Origin of the sequence: Arthrobacter sp. SAFR-023, from assembly GCF_051965295.1 — a bacterium.
In the GTDB taxonomy this organism is placed as follows: Bacteria; Actinomycetota; Actinomycetes; order Actinomycetales; family Micrococcaceae; genus Arthrobacter.
On sequence record NZ_JBQCMF010000003.1, the window covers coordinates 283,910 to 302,390 of the forward strand.

General features: G+C 65.2%; 22 protein-coding genes. 17 read left to right on the plus strand and 5 right to left on the minus strand.

Features of this window, described 5'->3' with window-relative positions; all coding sequences use genetic code 11:
- Window positions 1–65 precede the first annotated feature (65 nt).
- Window positions 66–653, plus strand: a complete 588-nt coding sequence (locus tag ACTHQX_RS05685) for a hypothetical protein (RefSeq protein WP_440155878.1) — start codon at window positions 66–68, stop codon at window positions 651–653.
- A 23-nt stretch (window positions 654–676) separates the two neighbouring features.
- A complete protein-coding gene (locus tag ACTHQX_RS05690; RefSeq protein WP_440155877.1) occupies window positions 677–988 on the plus strand; it encodes a hypothetical protein in 312 nt (103 codons plus the stop codon).
- Here the strand turns inward: ACTHQX_RS05690 and ACTHQX_RS05695 are convergent.
- On the minus strand, window positions 971–1,159 hold the full coding sequence (locus tag ACTHQX_RS05695; protein WP_440155876.1) for a hypothetical protein: 189 nt from the start codon (window positions 1,157–1,159) through the stop codon (window positions 971–973). The genes ACTHQX_RS05690 and ACTHQX_RS05695 overlap by 18 nt on opposite strands.
- Before the next feature lie 42 nt (window positions 1,160–1,201).
- On the opposite strand from ACTHQX_RS05695, the gene ACTHQX_RS05700 reads away from it, so the two are divergent.
- From ACTHQX_RS05700 to ACTHQX_RS05755, 12 genes are read left to right on the plus strand one after another with little or no spacing between them, the layout of a single operon-like run.
- On the plus strand, window positions 1,202–4,225 hold the full coding sequence (locus ACTHQX_RS05700; RefSeq protein ID WP_440155874.1) for a phage tail tape measure protein: 3,024 nt from the start codon (window positions 1,202–1,204) through the stop codon (window positions 4,223–4,225).
- Entirely contained in the window at window positions 4,225–5,064 is an 840-nt protein-coding gene (locus ACTHQX_RS05705; protein WP_440155872.1) for a hypothetical protein, read from the plus strand. The genes ACTHQX_RS05700 and ACTHQX_RS05705 overlap by 1 nt, the downstream gene beginning before the upstream one ends.
- Window positions 5,065–5,074: 10 nt before the next feature.
- Window positions 5,075–6,379, plus strand: coding sequence for a hypothetical protein (locus ACTHQX_RS05710; protein WP_440155870.1), 1,305 nt, complete (start codon window positions 5,075–5,077; stop codon window positions 6,377–6,379).
- Window positions 6,380–6,389: 10 nt separating this feature from the next.
- On the plus strand, window positions 6,390–7,343 hold the full coding sequence (locus tag ACTHQX_RS05715) for a hypothetical protein (protein ID WP_440155869.1): 954 nt from the start codon (window positions 6,390–6,392) through the stop codon (window positions 7,341–7,343).
- A gap of 3 nt (window positions 7,344–7,346) precedes the next feature.
- Window positions 7,347–7,874 carry a hypothetical protein gene (locus tag ACTHQX_RS05720; RefSeq protein ID WP_440155867.1) on the plus strand — a complete coding sequence of 176 codons (528 nt, stop codon included), beginning with the start codon at window positions 7,347–7,349 and terminating at the stop codon, window positions 7,872–7,874.
- A gap of 9 nt (window positions 7,875–7,883) precedes the next feature.
- On the plus strand, window positions 7,884–8,321 hold the full coding sequence (locus ACTHQX_RS05725) for a hypothetical protein (protein ID WP_440155866.1): 438 nt from the start codon (window positions 7,884–7,886) through the stop codon (window positions 8,319–8,321).
- Entirely contained in the window at window positions 8,318–8,623 is a 306-nt protein-coding gene (locus ACTHQX_RS05730; RefSeq protein ID WP_440155864.1) for a hypothetical protein, read from the plus strand. Before ACTHQX_RS05725 ends, ACTHQX_RS05730 begins: the two co-directional genes overlap by 4 nt.
- A complete protein-coding gene (locus tag ACTHQX_RS05735; protein WP_440155863.1) occupies window positions 8,620–9,498 on the plus strand; it encodes a M23 family metallopeptidase in 879 nt (292 codons plus the stop codon). Before ACTHQX_RS05730 ends, ACTHQX_RS05735 begins: the two co-directional genes overlap by 4 nt.
- Complete coding sequence (locus tag ACTHQX_RS05740) at window positions 9,498–9,827, plus strand: hypothetical protein (protein WP_440155862.1); 330 nt, start codon at window positions 9,498–9,500, stop codon at window positions 9,825–9,827. Before ACTHQX_RS05735 ends, ACTHQX_RS05740 begins: the two co-directional genes overlap by 1 nt.
- Before the next feature lie 20 nt (window positions 9,828–9,847).
- Window positions 9,848–11,896: a sialidase family protein gene (locus ACTHQX_RS05745; RefSeq protein WP_440155861.1), complete on the plus strand. Its 2,049-nt coding sequence runs from the start codon at window positions 9,848–9,850 to the stop codon at window positions 11,894–11,896.
- A gap of 28 nt (window positions 11,897–11,924) precedes the next feature.
- Window positions 11,925–12,380 carry a hypothetical protein gene (locus tag ACTHQX_RS05750; protein ID WP_440155859.1) on the plus strand — a complete coding sequence of 152 codons (456 nt, stop codon included), beginning with the start codon at window positions 11,925–11,927 and terminating at the stop codon, window positions 12,378–12,380.
- Window positions 12,381–12,382: 2 nt separating this feature from the next.
- Entirely contained in the window at window positions 12,383–13,687 is a 1,305-nt protein-coding gene (locus tag ACTHQX_RS05755; protein WP_440155858.1) for an SGNH/GDSL hydrolase family protein, read from the plus strand.
- On the opposite strand, the gene ACTHQX_RS05760 is transcribed toward ACTHQX_RS05755, so the two are convergent.
- The 3 genes from ACTHQX_RS05760 to ACTHQX_RS05770 form a co-directional block, all read right to left on the minus strand.
- Window positions 13,659–14,348: an SGNH/GDSL hydrolase family protein gene (locus ACTHQX_RS05760; protein ID WP_440155857.1), complete on the minus strand. Its 690-nt coding sequence runs from the start codon at window positions 14,346–14,348 to the stop codon at window positions 13,659–13,661. The genes ACTHQX_RS05755 and ACTHQX_RS05760 overlap by 29 nt on opposite strands.
- 15 nt (window positions 14,349–14,363) lie before the next feature.
- Entirely contained in the window at window positions 14,364–15,464 is a 1,101-nt protein-coding gene (locus ACTHQX_RS05765; protein ID WP_440155856.1) for an acyltransferase family protein, read from the minus strand.
- Window positions 15,465–15,533: 69 nt separating this feature from the next.
- Window positions 15,534–16,367: a GDSL-type esterase/lipase family protein gene (locus ACTHQX_RS05770; RefSeq protein WP_440155854.1), complete on the minus strand. Its 834-nt coding sequence runs from the start codon at window positions 16,365–16,367 to the stop codon at window positions 15,534–15,536.
- Between the two features lie 122 nt (window positions 16,368–16,489).
- Between ACTHQX_RS05770 and ACTHQX_RS05775 the strand changes: the two genes are divergently transcribed.
- Window positions 16,490–17,092, plus strand: coding sequence for a hypothetical protein (locus ACTHQX_RS05775; protein ID WP_440155853.1), 603 nt, complete (start codon window positions 16,490–16,492; stop codon window positions 17,090–17,092).
- A 59-nt stretch (window positions 17,093–17,151) separates the two neighbouring features.
- Window positions 17,152–17,313, plus strand: coding sequence for a hypothetical protein (locus ACTHQX_RS05780; RefSeq protein WP_440155851.1), 162 nt, complete (start codon window positions 17,152–17,154; stop codon window positions 17,311–17,313).
- Here the strand turns inward: ACTHQX_RS05780 and ACTHQX_RS05785 are convergent.
- Window positions 17,310–17,453: a hypothetical protein gene (locus ACTHQX_RS05785; protein WP_440155850.1), complete on the minus strand. Its 144-nt coding sequence runs from the start codon at window positions 17,451–17,453 to the stop codon at window positions 17,310–17,312. The genes ACTHQX_RS05780 and ACTHQX_RS05785 overlap by 4 nt on opposite strands.
- A gap of 633 nt (window positions 17,454–18,086) precedes the next feature.
- Between ACTHQX_RS05785 and ACTHQX_RS05790 the strand changes: the two genes are divergently transcribed.
- On the plus strand, window positions 18,087–18,443 hold the full coding sequence (locus ACTHQX_RS05790; protein ID WP_440155849.1) for a hypothetical protein: 357 nt from the start codon (window positions 18,087–18,089) through the stop codon (window positions 18,441–18,443).
- The last annotated feature ends 38 nt before the right edge of the window (window positions 18,444–18,481 follow it).

The window sequence follows — 18,481 nt, forward strand, 5'->3', positions numbered from 1 at the left end:
CCGACCAGCCACCCACCCCCAACACCAGAGCCTGCAAACCCCATAACTTAGGAGCCTGAAACCCTATGACCGAAACCACCAGCACCGTTACCCCGTTCACCTTCGACGTCGAAGCATGGCTGACCGATGCCGCCCTCCCCGAGGACAGCGCCACCGTCTACAAGCGGCCCGACGTCGTCGCTGAGCTCTCGGACCTGAAGCGCCGTATCGAGATCGAGGGCCGCATCAGCGACCCCGAGGTGTCAGCGGCCAGCCGATCCAGGTCCGGACTGGAACAGGAGTACGAGGCTGCGCTGCGGAAGTTCACCGGCAGCGCCCTGACCATCTACGTCCGGGCGATCACCGGGGAACGTCTCAAGGCCATCCGCGACGAGTACGTCGCGGGTCCGGGCAAAGCTCAGGACGAGGACACCCGCAACACGGAGATCGGTTACGCCACCCTTGCGGAGTCCATCGTCGCGGTGAAGCCCGCCGGCGGCAGCCGCCAGCCCGCGACCTTCACCTCCGAGACGGTCAAGGCCATGCGGGACGCGATCGGCACCCCGCAGATGATGCTCATTGCCGCGGCCCGGATCCGCGCCCAGGATGCTCTGCCCAGCGTGGACGCCGATTTTTTGCACAAGCGCTCTGGGTCGGTGAGTGGCACGGAGTAGTCCAGGTCCTGAGGACGGCGAGGGTGAGCGGTAAGCCGCCCTCGCACTGGTTCACTCGGAACCGCGGCGACTGGACCGAGAAGGACTACATCCTCAGCCTGGCACTGACGATCTACGAGGACGGGCTGTGCTCCTGCGGGCAGCCTCTCATCCTCGCCCACCACCCCGACAATGACGGCTGGTACGAGCCCCACAAGACGCAGTGCCACTCGTGCGCGGCACGGGAGCGCGCCACCCAAGGTAACGGCAAAGACCAGTACAAGCCGATGCCGGGCGAGAAGGTCCACACCACCTACACGCGACCAGAGTCCAAGCCCCTACCGCTGCAGCGCTGACCTCCGGCGCCAAAACCCGATCCCGATCAAGATGACGCCGACCACCGCCACCACAGCAGGGTTACCAGCCGTGGTGGCGGTGATCGCCCCAAACAGGGCCAGCAACAGCACCACGACCCCGAGCCCCATCAACAGGTCGCCGGGCTGCTTCTTCCGCACGTCATTAGCCATGGGCTGAATTCTGCCACACCCCAATTTCATATGGAGGCCCCCGTGTCCGTGCGCTCAGTGATCGTCCGGCTCGAGGCCGAAGTCGCCGGATACATCGCCGGGATGGGTAAGGCTGCCAAGGCCACGGACCAGATGGCCAAGTCCCAGCAGCAGATGGGCCCTCTCACGAAGAAGGCCAGCGCGGACGCTGCCGCCGCTGCGGATAAGCAGCGGGCCGCGACCGAGAAGGTCGGGGAGGCCGCCACAATCGCCGGGGCCGCCACCCTGGCTGGCGTCGGGATGGCGATCAAGTCCTACGCCGACTTCGACAAGCAGATGTCGTCCGTGGGCGCAGCGACCCACGAGACCGCCGGAAACATGGATCTGCTGCGGCAGGCAGCCATCGACGCGGGCGCGGACACCGCCTACTCCGCCACTGAGGCAGCGCAGGGCATCGAGGAGCTGGCCAAGGCCGGTGTCTCCACGAAGGACATCCTCGCCGGCGGGCTCGACGGGGCCCTTAGCCTGGCAGCGGCCGGGGCGCTGGGCGTGGGCGAAGCCGCGGAGATCGCCGCCTCAGCACTCACCCAGTTCAAACTCAGCGGTGACCAGGTCCCCCACCTCGCGGATCTCCTCGCCGCCGGCGCGGGTAAGGCACAGGGGTCCGTGCAGGACCTCGGCGCGGCACTCAACCAGTCCGGCCTAGTCGCGTCCTCAACCGGGGCAACAATCGAGGAAACCACGGGCGCCCTCGCAGCGTTCGCCTCCGCAGGCCTGACCGGATCCGACGCCGGCACGTCGTTCAAGACCATGCTGATGTCGCTGAACCCCAACAGCGAGGCAGCCGCCACGCTGATGGACGATCTGGGCATCAGCGCCTACGACGCCCAGGGCAAATTCGTGGGCATGTCCGAATACGCGGGCATCCTCCAGAACGCGCTCAAGGACATGTCCGACGAGCAGCGCAACGCCACCCTCAAAACCCTCTTCGGCACCGACGCCGTGCGCGCTGCGAACATCATGTACCAAGAGGGCGCGGCCGGCATCGAGTCGTGGGAGAACGCAGTCAACGACGCCGGGTACGCGGCCGAGACCGCGGCCATGATGCAGGACAACCTCGCGGGCGATCTCGAAAAGCTCGGCGGAGCCTTCGATACCGTGCTGCTGCAGTCCGGGTCCGGCGCCAACGATGTCCTCCGCGGGCTCGTGCAGGGACTCGAAGGCTTGCTCGACGCTGTCGGCCAGATCCCGGGGCCAGTCCTGAACGTCACCCTCGGCCTCGCGGCCGTCCTCGGCGGGGCAGCTCTCCTCGGTGGCGGGCTAGTTACAGTCATCCCCAAGATCGCCGCCACCAAAGAAGCCCTTGCCCTCATGGCCCCGGCAGGGTCCAGGGCACAATCCAGCATGTCCAAGCTGGGTCGGGTCGCATCCGGGGCAGCAGCTGGGCTCTCGGCCCTCGCAGCCGCCTCGATGGTGGCACAGCCGGCGCTGGACAAGATCCTCGCCCCGACCGGCGAAACCGCCGACGCGCTCAAGGAATTCGCTGGGGAAGCTGGCTCCGGAGCTGTCCATCTGGACACCCTGAACAAGTCCTTCCAGGATCTCGTGCAGCACCAGGACGGCGTGTCTGATTTCCAGCAGGCCATCAACGGCATCGCCGACCCGGGACTCTGGGGCAACATCGACAACATCGCCGTCGGGGCCATAAAGGTCCTGAGCCTGGGCATGGTCGACGCAACAAGCACCAGCGACAAGGCGCGGGAACGGTTCGCAGCACTCGGCGACCAGCTCGCCAGCCTCGACCCGGACAGGGCCGCCGGCGCGTTCCGGACCATGGCCGACCACACGGACGGCAGCAGCGAGTCGCTGAGCCGGCTGCTGGAGTACATGCCGGCTTACCGGAAGTCCCTCGAGGATCAGGCAAAGGCCGCCGGTCTGGCAACCAACGACCAGTCCCTGCTGGACATCGCCATGGGCAAAGTCGACGCCTCGGCACAGGGCGCAGCAACCGCCGTCGACGGAGTTACCACCTCGACAGAGGCGGCATCTGGTCCAAGCCAGGAGCTCGCGGACGCGTTGGCTGACATCGGCCTGGAAGCTGACGGGTCGATCGGTGACCTTGCCAAGTTCACCGAGGCCATGACCAACGCCGGGCTCCTGCAGCTCAGCGCACGGGACGCGGCACGCAACTACCAGGAAGCCATCGACAAGGTCTCAGAATCTGTGACCAAGAATGGCACCACGCTGGACATAAACACCGAGCAGGGCCGCGCTAACCAGGCAGCTCTCGACGGTGTGGCCAGCGCCGGCCTGGGGCTGGCCAAGGCCAACGCTAACGCTGGCGCGAGCGAGAAGTCCCTGCAGGGGAACCTGCAGACGACCTATAACAACCTGATCGCCAGCGCAGGGCAGTTCGGCATCACCGGAGGCAAGGCCGATGAGCTGGCCCGCAAGGTGCTCGGCGTTCCCCCGGGGGTGAGTATTACCAGCTGGATGTCCGGTGCGGCCAAGCAAATGGCCGAGCAGACCAAGGGCGCAATCGACAACATCCCCAAGAAAACGGTCATCGAGGTGCAGACCTACCGCACCGAGACGACTTTCCAGAAGGTGCTGCGGTCGGTCTCCACCGAGCCGGCTGTGGGTGAGGGCACCGTCCTCGCCCCGGTCAAAAAGGGTGGCAAGGCTGGTGGTGGTGCCGTGTCCGGGCCGGGCACGAGCACTGACGACGGGGCTGGGCTGTATGCCCTGGCCAACGGTGAGCACGTGCTCGACGCGGGAGACGTGGGCAAGATGGGCGGCCAGCAGGCGGTCTACAAGTTCCGCCGTGACCTGAAAGCAGGCACGTTCACCGGGCTCGCCGGCGGCGGCGCTGTGGGCGGCATGAGAACCGCGTCCACCGCCATCATGGCCCCGGCCAGCAGCGCCCCCAAGGTCAGCCTTGAGGGCCTGACGGTGCTCGTCCAGAACCCATGGACCGGTGAGCAGGTCCGCGGCGTGGTGCGCGGCATCGCCAACGCGGAAGCCAACGGTGTTGTCACGGCCGCCGACAAGCAGTCCAAATACACCCGACCAGGAGGGCAGGGCTGATGGCAGTAGCCGTAACCACGGAAACGTTCCTCGATGACCCCACGGACCGGATCGATGTGACCATCACCGGCCTGGGGCTCGGGGACAGCGTGCTCACACTGTGGCGGATGTGGGCGGATCATCGGGAGCCCGTGCCGGGGTACCGCCGCTTCACCGCGGTAGACAGTACTTTCGTCACGGACTTCTTCGCCCCGCTGCAGCAGCCCGTCACCTACGAGGTGGAAGTCCTCAGCGGACCCAACGGCCCCTCCCGGACCACCAGCGCCCCCGCGGTGCTGGAATCCACCACGGGATGGCTGATGGACCCGCTGATCCCCTCCACCGCCGTCCCCGTCGTCGGTAAGCGCCGGGACGACGGCGACGTCTACCTCGTGGGTGACGCTCTCGCGCAGCTCGAATACCAGGCCGACATCGAACTGTTCAACGTCATGGGCTCCAACAAACCCATGGCCCTTTTCGGCCAGCGCATGGCTGAGAAGGGCATCGACACCAGCGTGGGCCTCCGCTCCGCCGACCAGAACGCCCGCCTGAAGGATCTACTGGAGTCCACCGCGCAGCTCGTGTTCCGGCCCCTCCCCGAATGGGGGGAGCTGCACCTGAACGGGGTGCTGCACCTCGCCAACCCGGTAGCCCGGCAACTGCCCATGAATGTGCTGATCGGCGGGGACGTCACGTGGTGGGACCTCAAGTCCGACGTCGTGGCAGCCCCCACCGTTCGCGTCCTCACCGCCACATGGACGTACGGGGATGTGGAAATCATGATCAGCACCTACCAGCAGAAGCAGGACCTGATGGCCGGCAAAACCTACCTGGACGACCTCAAGAGCCCCATCGGATAGGAGCCGCCCCGTGCGCCAGATCGACACTGACACGCTGGCCGCACTGGACGGCTCCCGCCCGGCCGACACCCTCACGGTGTGGGCGTGGCGGGACGGGGAACTCATCGTCCCCGAACCCCTGCAGGTCATCGCGGGATCCGCAACCGAATCGGCCGGGGACTCCGCGAAGATCGGCCACACCATGGAACTGACCGTCGGGGACCCCGACGGCACCCTGGGCGCGTGGAAACTGGACGACCCCCTCGGGGTGGCCGGCACCGAACTGCAGGTCATCTACAACGTAGGCCGCTCCGGCGCCGTCAACTACGGATGGTTCCGCATCACCGACAACACCCCCGATGAGCGGGTCGACTGGCGGACCGTCAACGAGTACGGCTACGACGAGCCGGACGGCGACCTGCCCATGCACAAGCGCAAGGTCGCCGTCGTCACCGCCGTGGTGAAGCTGTCCCTCGCGGACCGGACCATCAACCCGGACCGGGACAAATTCGACGCCCCCCAATCACCACCGGCCAGTGCGACCGCGATCAGTGAGATCCGGCGCCTGACCCGGGAGTACTTCCCGCTGGTCGTGGACGACGGCATCACGGACGTGTCCGTGCCCCGCACCCTGATCTATGACCGGGAACGCCTCGAAGCCGTGCAGGACCTCGCCTCCCGGGTCGGTGCCCGGTACCGGATGGGCGGCGACGGGGAGATGCACCTCTACCCCATCCAGACGGCCAGCATGTGGCGGGTCGAGCCGGGCCAGTGCCTGGTCAGGGTGGCCCGCAGCCAGTCCCTGGACGGGCTGTACAACAAATGGGTTGTCGAGGGCAAGGAAGGCTCGAGCGGGAAACCGGTCCGGGCTTTCTCCATCATCGACTCCGGGCCGCTGGCCTACGGCGGCCCGCACGGCAAAGCCTCCACCTCGTACAGCAGCGAGATGATCGCCGACGTCGGGCAGGCCCTGGCGTACGCGATCAAGCTGAAAAACCAGTTCCTCGCATCACTCGCCGTGGAACTGGAAGTGGAGTGCACGCCGCGGCCGGAACTGCAGGCCGGCGACCGGATCGAAGTTGGCTACCCGGTAGCCGCCGGGCACGTCGCTTACTTCCCCGGCGAGATCACCGACATCCACCGGGGCTGGTCCCCGATCCCCACCGCCACCCGCCTGACCGTGTCCTGCTCCTACGCCGACGTCGTCAAGGCGCTGGGCCGCACCGAGTGGGCGCAGTACATGACCGATCAGATGCCGGAACTCACATGGGATCTGCTGCGGCCCGGCACCACGTGGGGCAACTTCCCCGACACGACCTGGGAGCAAGTCCCCTAAGGAGGCGCCCGTGCCCGGCCTGAAGCACACCCTCGCCGCCATCCCGGTGGGCGGCACCCGCCGCTACTACGGCACCGCCCACTGGGACGGAACCCAGTGGTACGCGATGGTCGGCGGTAACCCGCTCTCCGCGTACTGGCAGGACCCGCTGCAGCCGGTGCAGGGCGGCGGCATCGTCGTGGACCTCACCAACCAGGGCCGCGGCCAGTACAGCGCCTACGTGCTTGGCTCGTACACCCTGCAGCCCCGCCCCAGCACGGGCACTGTCCAGTCGGTGATCCCGGCAGGGGTGAGCACGAAGATCGTGTTCACTGGGGCGGATGGTGTCAGCTACACCACCGACCAGTTCATCGGGTCCTACAACCCCGGCGATCCGGTGTTCCTCACATGGGACGCGGGCAAACCCACCATCCTGGGGAAGATCAACGCGATGGGCACCACCCCTCCGCCGGACAGCGCGGACGAGACCGTCACCACAGTCAAACGCACCATCCACCGGCCGGCCACCAAATCGAACACGTGGTGGGCGCCCGGCGGCTGGGGATCGTACGCTACCTCACGGTTCGGCGGTGAGGACGTCTACTCCGGCACGTGGGGCGGGGCCACCGTCACGGGCGCGTGGTGGTACGGGCCGAAACCGGATCTCGGCGGGAAGACCGTCACGAAGGCCACGTTCCGCCTCCCCCAAAGGCTCGGGGCGGGTAACAACAACGATCCGGCCACCATCCACATCTACGGCCACCCGGCCACCGCGCAGGGCGGCACGGACGTGTCCCGGACGGTCGGCCCCGTCGACGTCGTCGTGGCCCCCGGAGCCGGACCCAAAACCATCACCCTGCCCCCAGAGTTCCACAGCCTCGTCGCCAACGGCGGGGGCATCAGCATCGCCGGGGAACCCTACGTCGGGTTCCGAGGCCGCCGCGCCGATCCGCAGTCCGGCAAACTCACCCTCGAAACGGAGTAGCCAATGGCCATCATCACGCTAGACAACGGCGGCAAATCCATCGCCAACAGCGAAACGTACAAGCTCAGCCAGGACCTGACCGAGATCGTCAAGTCCCTGAACGTGGTCACGATCTGCCAAGACCAGGCACACATGGACTCCCTCGACCTCACAGACGTCTCCAACCGGGTGTGCCTGAGGGTCGACCAGATGGTCATCTACGTCTACAACGGATCCACATGGAAGCGGCAGACCCCCGTAGCCGGGGCCGGGCCGTTCGCCATGGCAGCAGGCACGGCCAGCGCGATCATGGGCACGGTCAACAGCCTGAACTTCGCCGTGAACTTCCCGTCCGGCAGGTTCACGCAACCGCCCATCGTCACCTTGGGTAAGTCGATGTCCACGAACGCGGCGGTGCAGTTCTCCGCGATCAACGTGACCGCCAGCGGCTTCATCATGAACGCACACCACGTGGGCGGCGGCGACGTGTCCCAGTCAGTCGCCTGCATGTGGACCGCCGTACAGATGACCCCCACGTCCGGCGCAGGCTAGGAGCCACGAATGCGAAAACTCAGGCCTGACCATCGGGTCATCATCGGCCGGAACATCACGCTCACCGCAGGCGTCGTGTACGCCCTCAGTCGGTGCATCTACTACGCCACCAAGGACCCGCACACGGTCTCCCCCGCTCAGGGGGCCATCACCGGCGAAGGTAACTTGCTGTGGGCATGGACCGCAGCGTGGGCGTTGACCGCTGCACTCTGCATCGCTGACATGGTGAACCGCCACACCCGGCACGGGCTATCAACCGTCGTCGGAATCGCCTTCGCCTGGGGTGTCGCCTACTTGCTCATGTTCGTCTTCACCGGCTTCACCGACATCGACCTGCTCAGTTCCGCTATCGGCTGGCTTGCGCCGGCGGGACTCGTCTTCGGATTCCTCATCAAGGTAACCGCGCTGCAGGACATGTTGAGGAGTCAGCGCAAGGAGGTCCCGTGAAGGACGAATGGTCGTGGCTGGTCCCGGTCATTGTTGCGCTGATCGCTGCAGCGGCTGGCTGGCTGTCAGCAAAGGTCCAGCACAAGGGCAAGCCGGAGAACGCCCTCATTGACCAGATGCAGCAGGAGATGAAGTCAATTCGTCTCCGCATGAACGGGTTCGAAGCCCGTGACCTCGTCTACATCCCGCACATTATCCGGCTGAACATGCACATCGAGCAGGGGCTTGGGCCCCCGGCGCCGAAGATCCCCAAAGTCGTTCAGGCATATCTGGACCAGAAGGAAGAGGACGACGAGTCATGACCATCACTTTCTGTTACCCGTACAAGCGGGGCACGGGCTGGCGCTCCCAGGGGTTCCGCACCAACCCCGGCGGGAACAACCCCTCCGGCGGCCACACCGGATTCGATCAGGCAATGGATGAAGGCGAGCCGATCTATGCACCCGGGGACGGCATCATCCGCAACTCGGGCTGGCTGACCGACAACTACATGGCGAACCCCTGGTGGCTGACGGCAATGGGCGGGGACATCCTCGTCCTTGACTGCACGGATGCCTTCGGGCGCAGCGACACCATGCCGACGTTCATCATCGCCCACCTCAAGGACTCCATCGCCGAGGTCGGCGAGCGCGTGGTCAAGGGCCAACTGATCGGCATCTCCGGCAACACCGGCACCGCCACCACCGGAGCGCACGCCCACATCGAGGCGCTGCCCCCGAACTGGGACTGGAACAACGGCGTCTACGGCCGCGTCGACCCCGAGCTGTACTTCACCGAGTACCCCGACGAACTCATCACCATCACAGCCCAGGGCGCCGCCGCCGGCCCCGCCACCCCGAAGGAGCTTTTCACCATGGCCCAGTATGACGACATCCAGAAGCAGCAGGGTGTGAGCCACCAGAAGCTGAACAACCTCACCGCCGGACTCAAGGGCTTCGCCGCCGCCGTGAAGGGCTACGCGCAGCAGAACCAGAAGTGGCATGGCCAGTCCCACGCCAAGCTCAACGCGATCAAGTCCGTCGTGGACCAGCTCGCGACGGGCCAGAATGTCGTCATCGACTGGGACAAGGTTGAGGCCGCAGCGAAGGCCGGCGCCGCGGAAGCGCTGGACGAGAAGTTGACCGAGATGAACCTCGGCGCACTCGAACTCGACGCCAACATCGAGCAGGCCGCCTAATGCAACTCGTCACCGGACTCCTCCGCACCCTTGTCCCGGCCCTGTGGGGCAGCCTAATCACGTGGCTGATCGGTGTGCTGCCGATCCTCGCACCCATGGAGGGTGACCTCCGCGGCCTCGGAACGGTCATCACGGTAGTGGTCACGGCAGTGATCATCGGCGCCTGGTACGCGTTCTGGCGATGGCTCGAACCGCGACTGCCCGACTGGCTGACCCGTGCTGTCCTCGGCTCCGCGAAGACCCCCGTGTACGCAGGCAAGCACGTCGCTGGCAGCCAGACACCGGCCGTCAACACTATCGCCACGCTGAACCGCACCACGAACAAGTAACCCCCGAGTAGGAGGCCCCAGTGGCTGAACTGACCCCGCTGGGGTTCCGCAAACCTGACGGCAAGTCCCGGGTCCGCGACGGAGACAACGACATCGCTGCGAACGCCCAGCGCTCCCAGGAACTCCTCACCGAGTCCCGGGCGCGGCTCGCGAACCTCGAGGCCGAGTCCATGGATCTCGGCCTCGACGGCGGCTCCGCTTCAACCGTGTTCACCGGGGACGTCTTCGAGGGCGGCACCGCGTCGTCCCTCTTCGATGCCGCGCCGGAGACTCCGGGCCGGTTGGAGCTGAATGACTCCGCCGTGGCGCAGGCAGTCAGCGCCGGGCCGGAAACTACAGCCCACCTGGATGGGACCTACGCGCCGCTTACGGGCAGCACGGAGTACGCCACGCCTGCTGAGATCAGCGCGGAGGTGGCGGCCAGCCGGGCCGAGATCGAACGGCGCTACCCGGCGACACAGGGCGCCGGTAGGGTCACGGTAGGCAACGCGAGGGTGAGCACGGGGGTGGACACCCGTTACTCGGCGTTCCCGGTGCAGACCAAGCTGAACGACGCCCGGATCCTGATGGTCTGGTATGAGGCCACCGACCACATCACGACCCGTGACGGCATCGTGGTGGGGTCCTACTCGGCGGACAACGGCCGCACGTGGGGGCCGAAGCTCACGTTCCAGTCGCAGCCGGGCATCGACCTGCGCGACCCGACCGTCAGCACCAGCTCGGACGGCGCCACCCTGTACCTGACGTACATCAAGTGCACGGCGGCAAAGCCCCGTGACGGTTTCTTCCTCCGCCGCAGCCTGGACAACGGGGCGACGTGGGGGCCAGAGATCCGCATCGATCCTGTTGGGTCGAACGGCGCCGGCACAGCCCCGCTGGTGGAGATGGCCGACGGCCGACTCATCGCCGTCTGGTTCGGGATGCTCACCGGCGAAGCGTACGACTCGTCCTGGCGGGCCTACTCGAGCGATGACGGCCTGACATGGTCCACCCCGGAGCGGTTCCGCAACGGCGTGGCAGACAGCCGCGGCTACCCGGAACCGTACGCCGCCGTCTACGGCAACAACGTGGTCATCATGTACCGCCACGGAGAGATCGACCAGCTCGGCATCATCCGCTCAACGAACAACGGCGGATCCTGGTCCGTGCCCACAGCCCTCTGGGCCGGGACCGGCCGCCCATCCTGCACCATCACCAGCGCCGGGACACTCATCGTGGTGTACCGGGACTACCCCGGCGGGCTGGATGACCAGCACGCGGTCATGCGGTACAGCCGGGACCTCGGCCTCACCTGGACGTACCCGCGGATTGTGGAGCGCGCCGCCGACCGGTGGATGGTGTACTCCTGCCCGACGGAAATCGCGCCGGGTGTGGTCATGTGCAGCACCGGCATCGAGGTTAGCACCACCTCCGCTGTGCTGTCGGTCCGGTACCTGCTGGAGGGCGCCGGAATCAGCCCGCTCGGTGACACCGCACCCCGGCCAGAGCAGATAGCTATCGGCCGGCTCAGCAACATCGCTACCGTGGACAGCTTCGACCGGGCGGACAGCAGCAGCGTCGGCCGCAGCGACAACGGCCAGTACTGGTCCTCGTTCGCTGGGCCGCAGATCAAGGACGGGGCACTGGAGTACTCCGGGTCCGCGGGCCCGTTCCTGGTCATGACCAAGATCCTCGCCCCCAGCCAAGAGGTGGAGGCAGAGCTGCTATGGTCCAGCAACTCCGGCGTGGCTCTGGTGTTCCGGTACGAGAACGCAGCGAACTACTGGATGGTCTCAATTGAGACGGCCGGCGACAACGTCCGCCTGTACAAGGTGGTCGCCGGGGCGGCTACGCAGGTGGCAACCGCAGGAGTATCCGCCCCGTCCGGGCAGTTCCACAAGGTCAAGGTCTCCGCGCTTGGCGACAACATCCGGGTCTTCCTCGAAGACATCCCGCTGTACTCGGCCACCGACTCCACCCACGCCAGCACGGGCATATGGGCCGGGGTCCGCGTCGGCTCAGACAGCGTGTCCTGCACGCACCGTGTCCGCAACTTCATCTCCCGTCGGCGCTCCGGCCGTCTGGCCTAACCACATCACTTACTAGGAGGAATGGCTCATGGCCAACAGAATTCAGGTGCGCCGCGACACGGCGGCCGAGTGGGCCGCGGTCAACCCGGTCCTCGCCCAGGGAGAACCGGGACTTGAGAAGGTCACCGGCAAGATCAAGTACGGCGACGGGGCCACCCCATGGAATGACCTGCCTTACGCATCCGAGGGCCCGGAAGGCCCGGCCGGCGTAGCGGACGACGCCTCAGTGGCCCAGCAGGTGACTTCGGGGCCGGCGACGACAGCGGCACTAAATGCCACTTATGCCACAAGGGCCAGTGCTCCATTCACGATCAATACGACGGACTCCAGCGGCAACCCGACGTCGATCACGTACCACGTTGCCGGGGGCGATGTGACGACCACATACACCTATGGGGCCAACGGCGTGGCGACGGAAACCACCGCAGGCCAGACGATCACCTACACCTACGACGGCAGCGGCAACCTGACAGGAGCAGTCTGAACATGGACCCCGTAACACTCGGCATGGCGAAGGCTGCTGCCAAGAAGAACCAGGCACCGATTCGGGCGCTGGCCCCGGGCTTCGAAGTGGTCAACCCCCGCGGCCTCCGTCGCTGGTACGCCGCACTGGCCGGCGCGCTGCACGCTCCCGCCGTTGCCGTGGTGTGCGGCGACTCCATCACGGTGGGCATCGGCGCGGACAACACCGGCCTTGATGGGGATGCAGTCATGTTCCGCACCCGCGGCTACGTCGCCCAGACCCGCGACCTGATCGCCTCCCGCTACGGCGACCCCGGCGAAGGCTACATCGGGTCCAAGGACTACGGGTACGTGCCCTCGGGTACACCGACCAGGCGCACGTACGCCGGCGGCGGCCTCACTGACGAAGGGCAGGGCCCTTTCTACAACGGCTCCAAGCTCGCCAGCGCGACGCAGACCGTCACGTTCAACACCTCCGCCGGAACCATCATCAAGTTCTGGGTCTGGACAGGCGGCACGGGCACGGGCGCGACGTTCGCCATTGACGGTGGCTCCAACACTGCCAGCTACGTGGACCCGGCGGACGGCGTCACCAAGACCACCGCGGCCAACACCATCCCCACCAACGGGACAGGTGACGTGAACTCGCTGACGTGGACCGAGTACACCATCAGCGGACTCGCGGACACCACGCACACCGTAGTGTTCACCGGGCCGACCTCGGCAGGCACTCTCCGCATTGGCGACATCGCCGTGCTGAAAAAGGCCACGGGCGTCCAGGTGCACCGCCTCGGCTGGTCCGGCGCCACCACGGCCAACCTCGTGGGCAAGGACGCGGCCCTGAACGCCAACACCCTGGCACCGCTGCGCATGACCACGGCCAACGCCAAGATGTTCGGCGCGAAGCTCGTCGTCCTCGCCTTCGGAGCGAACGACTACGGCAACCAGAACAACCTGTCCACATCGCTCGCGCAGCCAGGCACCACTCCCACCCAGTACGCCGCGAACCTCAAGCAGGCCGGAGACGCCGCTATCGCCAACGGCGCGTGTGTACTGCTGGTGGCTGGCCCTCGCCGCCCAACGAAGCCCTCACCGGAAACGTACACCGAGGCGGACTACTACAACGCTGCCAAGGCCATCGCCCAGGCGAACGACCATTACGCCTTCGTGGACATGGCGCAGATGATCGGGGACAACGCCACCGCGCAGACTATGGGCTACCTCAACAGCACGTCAGTTCACCCGATGCGGATCGGTCACGGCAGGATCGGGCAGGGCTTCTCTTCGATCCTGCTGGCCCCTATGGGTATCGACGCGCCGACAGGCTAGCATCGGCCAGAACAACCGCGAGGCGGGCAGCAATATAGTCCTGGCCCGCCGCTGTCGGGTGGGTGTCGTCCTCGCTGATGATGCCCGCCCGGTTCTCCAGCGTGACCCAGTTGTCCGTGAGGACATCCACGAAACGGAAGCCCCGGGCAAGGGCGGCACCGTGAACATAGTCGTTGATGGCATACGCCTGGGCAGGCGTTTCCTCTGGCCGGGTCCAGAACGGTCCGACCACAATCACCTTCGGCGCCACCCGAGGGGCCGCGTGCAGTGTGGAGTCGATGGCTGCCTGCACTTGGGAGATACTCTTCACGCCAGTCACGACGTTCCAGGTGTCGTTGTACCCGCCACTGATGAGCAGGACGTCGGCTGGAACGGCCGCGAGATCCTGTATCCGCACCGGGTATGGGGCGCTGCCGTCCCCGCCTGGCGCGACATAGCCGGTGCCGCCCTGCCCGTCCGCGAAACGGACAGTCCAGCCCATGCTGTGGGCAAGCTTGTGCGGGAATGTTTCAGAGGCTGGGACGTGCGGCTCTCCCGCCACGAAGGAGTCACCGAGAACGGTAAGCATGGGCCCTGTTGCAGCATGCTTCGATGCCGATCGGATCGCGTAGCGGCGGCTGGCCCGGTTCTTCGCTCCACGGAGCGCCCCCAAAAAGCTCATTGCCCAATCATAGGGCTACGGGCGTTGCGCGAGATGTCGCGCCCCCGGGATCGCCACAGTGGGCGTCTCTGCCCTTGCACTGACCCTCTTGCGCCGCAGAGCAGGGCGCTCTACCAGATGCCACGACAGCCAGCCAAGCACCAGTGTAAAAATCAGCACGAGGGGAACCGTCAGGGCGCCCGGGTTCCAGCCAGCCCAGAGGAAGAGATTGATGACCGGCCAGTGCCACAGGTACGTGCCGAAGCTGAGGTCACCAACCGCGTCCGTGAACCGCTTGAGTGCCAATGGCCCTTGGTAACCGAACCAGACCGTGGCGTAGCTCAGGGGAATCGCGATCAGCAGAGGGTCCAGAAGCTCAGCCACAGGCTTGGGCGGAAGGTACAGGGCGGCAACATACAGCACCACTGACAAGGCGAAGAGCGCCCAGTGCTTGGGAGCAGCCTTCCAGTACCGGGACCAGAACATACCCAGCAAGAAGCACGAGAAGTATTCCAGGAACGTGTGATGCAGCAGGTTCGCAAGGCCGGGGCTCGCGAGGTGCGACACGACGGGAGCAATGACCGCAACGGGTGCGCTGATTATCATCATCCATTTGAAACCGATGCGCCTGGCCAGCAGGAACAGAACCGGCACGGCAACGTAGAAGCTGACCTCGGCCGGGATTGTCCACACGGCGCCGTTCAGGATGCCGGTCCCGAACCCTGTGAATGCGGCAGCATCGTATCCAGGTACGAGCGCCAAGCTCAGGGCCAACCACTTGAGGACATCCATCGAGATCAGGTCACCCCAACGAGCGGCACCGAGCAGGGGCACGATCAAGAGCATGGCCAGCGTGTACACGTAGACAGCTGGCGCGATCCGCAGGTACCGGTTGCGGAAGTAGTCCCACCACTTCCCGGTTGCCGCATGGGTCCGTTCAGCTGAAACGAACACGAACATGCCGCTCATGATGAAGAACATGGCGACACCGTCGAAGAACCAGAAGTTGTCGTCCAGCCCGTGCCACAGGAATGGCTGCTGCAGCAGCGTTGTTCCGTGCAGCACAACGACGGCGACAGCGGCAAAGAGGCGCAGGAAATCAAAGACGTTTCCGCGCTTGTGTTCGACATGACTCATTTTCGTCTTCCCCCGAATAGACAGCGCATGTTCACAGGTAACCGACCAGTTTCGGCACGACCGGCCGGTCTAAGGCTTCGCAAGGGCCTTGAGCGCCGCCACGGTCTTCTTCGCCACGAAAGCGTGCCCCGCATCGGTCGGGTGCTGGGCTGCCGCCACGTCGATGTATGTTGCGTAGTTACTCGCGGAGATCCAGCCCTCCGTCAGCGGAGAGATGTATGGCAACTTCGCCTTCGCGGCAGCGGTCTGCAGTATCTGGTCAACCTGTAATAACTGTGGATCGACCGGGACCGCATTAGTGGCCGGCCCCATTATGACTAGTTGAGCGTTGGGGAACTTGCCCCGCATGGCCTCCCAAGCATCCGCTGCTGCCTTCGGCAGGGCAAGCAGATTCCGGTCCTGGTCGTTGACGCTGCCTTGAACGATCACCAGCTGAACTGAATCATCAGCAGCCAACTTGGCAGTCCGCTCGATGAACGTTCCTATGCTTCGCGTCCCGGGATTCAGGTAACTGGTCCCGGACCCACCCTCTACCTGAACGTCCCATTTCAAAGACTCGCCAGTGAGGTAGGCAAACCCGAGCTCCTGTTTGGAGGCCGCAGCGCCCTGGGTCCAAGAGTCACCGAAAATGACCGCCTTGGTCCCTGCTTCCAACAGCTTGGGTGCGATGTTCACAGCGGAAACTGGCGCTGACGTGGCGCTTGGGCTAGTTTTGGCCGTCGTCGTGGGGACGGGAGCGCCAGCCTGCATGCTCGCGTAGTACTCGGAGACCCTGGCGGATACTGGTGCTGGCTTCGAGTCGATCACTGAAACGGCGACAGCTGCAGCCAGGCCGCCGGTCGCCACCACGCCAGCCAGCAAGGCTCCAATGACGATGGCACGCTTCTTCTTCCGGCGAGACATAGGCACGACGATTCCCCCAAAAGTAACAACTGAATGGCTATATTCTAGCTGTCAGATGGCGTTGGCTGCGTACGGCCCTACCCGCGGGGCGATCATGCAGGCCGTGTGGCAGAATCGGGGCGGTGATCACGTCCAGACCAGAACTGCTTGAGCACTTGAGTGAGCAGCTTTCGTTTCTCAGCTCATCCTGCGACGCTTTCGACCAAGGAAATCGGAGCGAAGCGAAACGCATCGCTACACAGATCCGGGTCCTCGTCCATGACACGACCCAATCCCACAGCCTGCTGAAGCAGCTCGGAATCAAGTCCACCATGCAATTCGTGTGGAGCGACACCCCTGGCCGCATAGCGGAACTCAAGCGGTCGGACGTTGCATTTGGCGGGTTGTTCGCCTTGACGGCTGGGACTCATTCTTATGCTCCAGTCGAGTTCCGTGAGGGGTCGCCAACCGGCTTCGAGGAATGGTGGAAGAAAGACGCGGTGCTCTTGCCGGGCGGCCAGACTTACACGCGTAGGCAACTAGTGCTGTGGGTAACGAATAAGGATGGCGGCGCGCACATCGATGACCTGCCGCCCGGGTATCGCTCCCTGGCCAAAGAAGGTCTTGCCGGCTGGCGGAGACAGACCCAAGGGGGAAGCTATCTTGAGACGGAATCGCCCGTGCCGTCGTGCATCCGAACCATCGGCAGCGAACTTCTGCGGTCCATACACGCGTATGGGCCATAAGACCGGTTAAGTGCCGCATGTCCCTCTCGTGTCAGAGAGGGCCGTCTAGGCTGGCCCCTATGGAATCATTTCGAATGGAAATCGAGGCAAGAGACTGCGCGGAGTGCGGCAAGCCCACGCCCCATGAGGTGCACTACCTGGTCGACCGGAGCCTAAGCGGCGTAACGCGTCGGGAGGTCGGCAGCGGCTGCACCCGCTGCGCCGAGGCCACCGAAGGCTAGCCCTTCTCAGTGCGGATCGCCAGCAGCTGGTAACCCTCGGGGACCATGCCCTCGAGCTGGGCGAGGCCTTCCTGGTAGGTGGCTGCTTCGACTTCGATGGTGCTGGTTTCTTTGGTGCGTATAACGCCGACGAGTTTCACCTGAGCACTCTACCGCCGCCTGCCCTAGAGTCGGGTGCTTGTCACTAAAACTGATGACGTTTCCGGTCAGCGCATTGATTGCTAGTTTTTTGCTGGGTAGCTTTCGTGGACCAACGAGTCACGGAAGGCGCATCATGAAAATTTCGTTAGCTGCACAGGGCCGAAAGCGTATCGCAGCGGGGTCTCTCGCACTGGCTTTAGGCCTGGGGGGACTGGTAGCATCCGCTGCGCCGGCCAGCGCCGCACCATGGAATTGTCCAATCAGCGGCACTGGCAATAGTCGCTCGACCTACTGTTTCAACGGCAGCGGGGAATTTCGGGTGGCAATTTTCTGCATCAACTGGGTGAAATTGGGTTCAACTGGGCGGACCGTATATGGACCGTGGATGAGGACGTTGACTCGTCCTTCCGCGGCATGGTGCGAGTGGTACGAGAATGTGGGGAGCGCATACGCACAGACTCGCTGAACGTAACTCCCGGATCAATAGAGCCCCGCGCTGCCCTAGGGTGGCGCGGGGCTCTCTTGTGTTGTCCGCCCCGGCACGTATGGTGCCGAGCATGGTGAAAGTGGATGCTGCCGCGGTGGCGAGGATGCTGTCCGGCATGATCGGGCGGGGTCACTATATTGGGCCTATGCCCACGTTCACCCAGGATGGCGTCACCTACGACTACCAGGCGCCGGCCGGTCCGGTGCGCCTCCACTTGATCAAGTCGTGGGAGTACCCGCACTGGCCGCGGGTCGAGGCTGCGGTGCCACTGGCCGACGGCGGGAGTGTGCAGGTTTACGGTGAGGCGTCCCGGTGGAGCGCTGAGCAGGTCCACGTGCGGTGGGCCGACGACGACGGGCACTTCCACGCAGCATGGTTGCCGACGGACAACGTTAGGCGCCTGACGGCGTCGGAGTGGGACATCATGGAGTTCCATCAGTGCCCGGAGAATCTGCGCCAGGTCCGGTGGGGCAAGAGGCTCCCCGGTTTCCTTCCCGAGTAGGGGAATCTTCAGGGGCATTTGAGGGGCAAACGGCTCCG

Bases quoted from the DNA above. Each gene is read 5' to 3' on its own strand.
- ACTHQX_RS05705 (WP_440155872.1), top strand. From the start codon at position 4,225: ATGGCAGTAGCCGTAACCACGGAAACGTTCCTCGATGACCCCACGGAC.
- ACTHQX_RS05720 (WP_440155867.1), top strand. From the start codon at position 7,347: ATGGCCATCATCACGCTAGACAACGGCGGCAAATCCATCGCCAACAGC.
- ACTHQX_RS05755 (WP_440155858.1), top strand. From the start codon at position 12,383: ATGGACCCCGTAACACTCGGCATGGCGAAGGCTGCTGCCAAGAAGAAC.
- ACTHQX_RS05740 (WP_440155862.1), top strand. From the start codon at position 9,498: ATGCAACTCGTCACCGGACTCCTCCGCACCCTTGTCCCGGCCCTGTGG.
- ACTHQX_RS05770 (WP_440155854.1), bottom strand. From the start codon at position 16,367: ATGTCTCGCCGGAAGAAGAAGCGTGCCATCGTCATTGGAGCCTTGCTG.
- ACTHQX_RS05765 (WP_440155856.1), bottom strand. From the start codon at position 15,464: ATGAGTCATGTCGAACACAAGCGCGGAAACGTCTTTGATTTCCTGCGC.
- ACTHQX_RS05760 (WP_440155857.1), bottom strand. From the start codon at position 14,348: ATGAGCTTTTTGGGGGCGCTCCGTGGAGCGAAGAACCGGGCCAGCCGC.
- ACTHQX_RS05685 (WP_440155878.1), top strand. From the start codon at position 66: ATGACCGAAACCACCAGCACCGTTACCCCGTTCACCTTCGACGTCGAA.
- ACTHQX_RS05725 (WP_440155866.1), top strand. From the start codon at position 7,884: ATGCGAAAACTCAGGCCTGACCATCGGGTCATCATCGGCCGGAACATC.
- ACTHQX_RS05790 (WP_440155849.1), top strand. From the start codon at position 18,087: ATGCCCACGTTCACCCAGGATGGCGTCACCTACGACTACCAGGCGCCG.
- ACTHQX_RS05695 (WP_440155876.1), bottom strand. From the start codon at position 1,159: ATGGCTAATGACGTGCGGAAGAAGCAGCCCGGCGACCTGTTGATGGGG.
- ACTHQX_RS05780 (WP_440155851.1), top strand. From the start codon at position 17,152: ATGGAATCATTTCGAATGGAAATCGAGGCAAGAGACTGCGCGGAGTGC.
- ACTHQX_RS05735 (WP_440155863.1), top strand. From the start codon at position 8,620: ATGACCATCACTTTCTGTTACCCGTACAAGCGGGGCACGGGCTGGCGC.
- ACTHQX_RS05750 (WP_440155859.1), top strand. From the start codon at position 11,925: ATGGCCAACAGAATTCAGGTGCGCCGCGACACGGCGGCCGAGTGGGCC.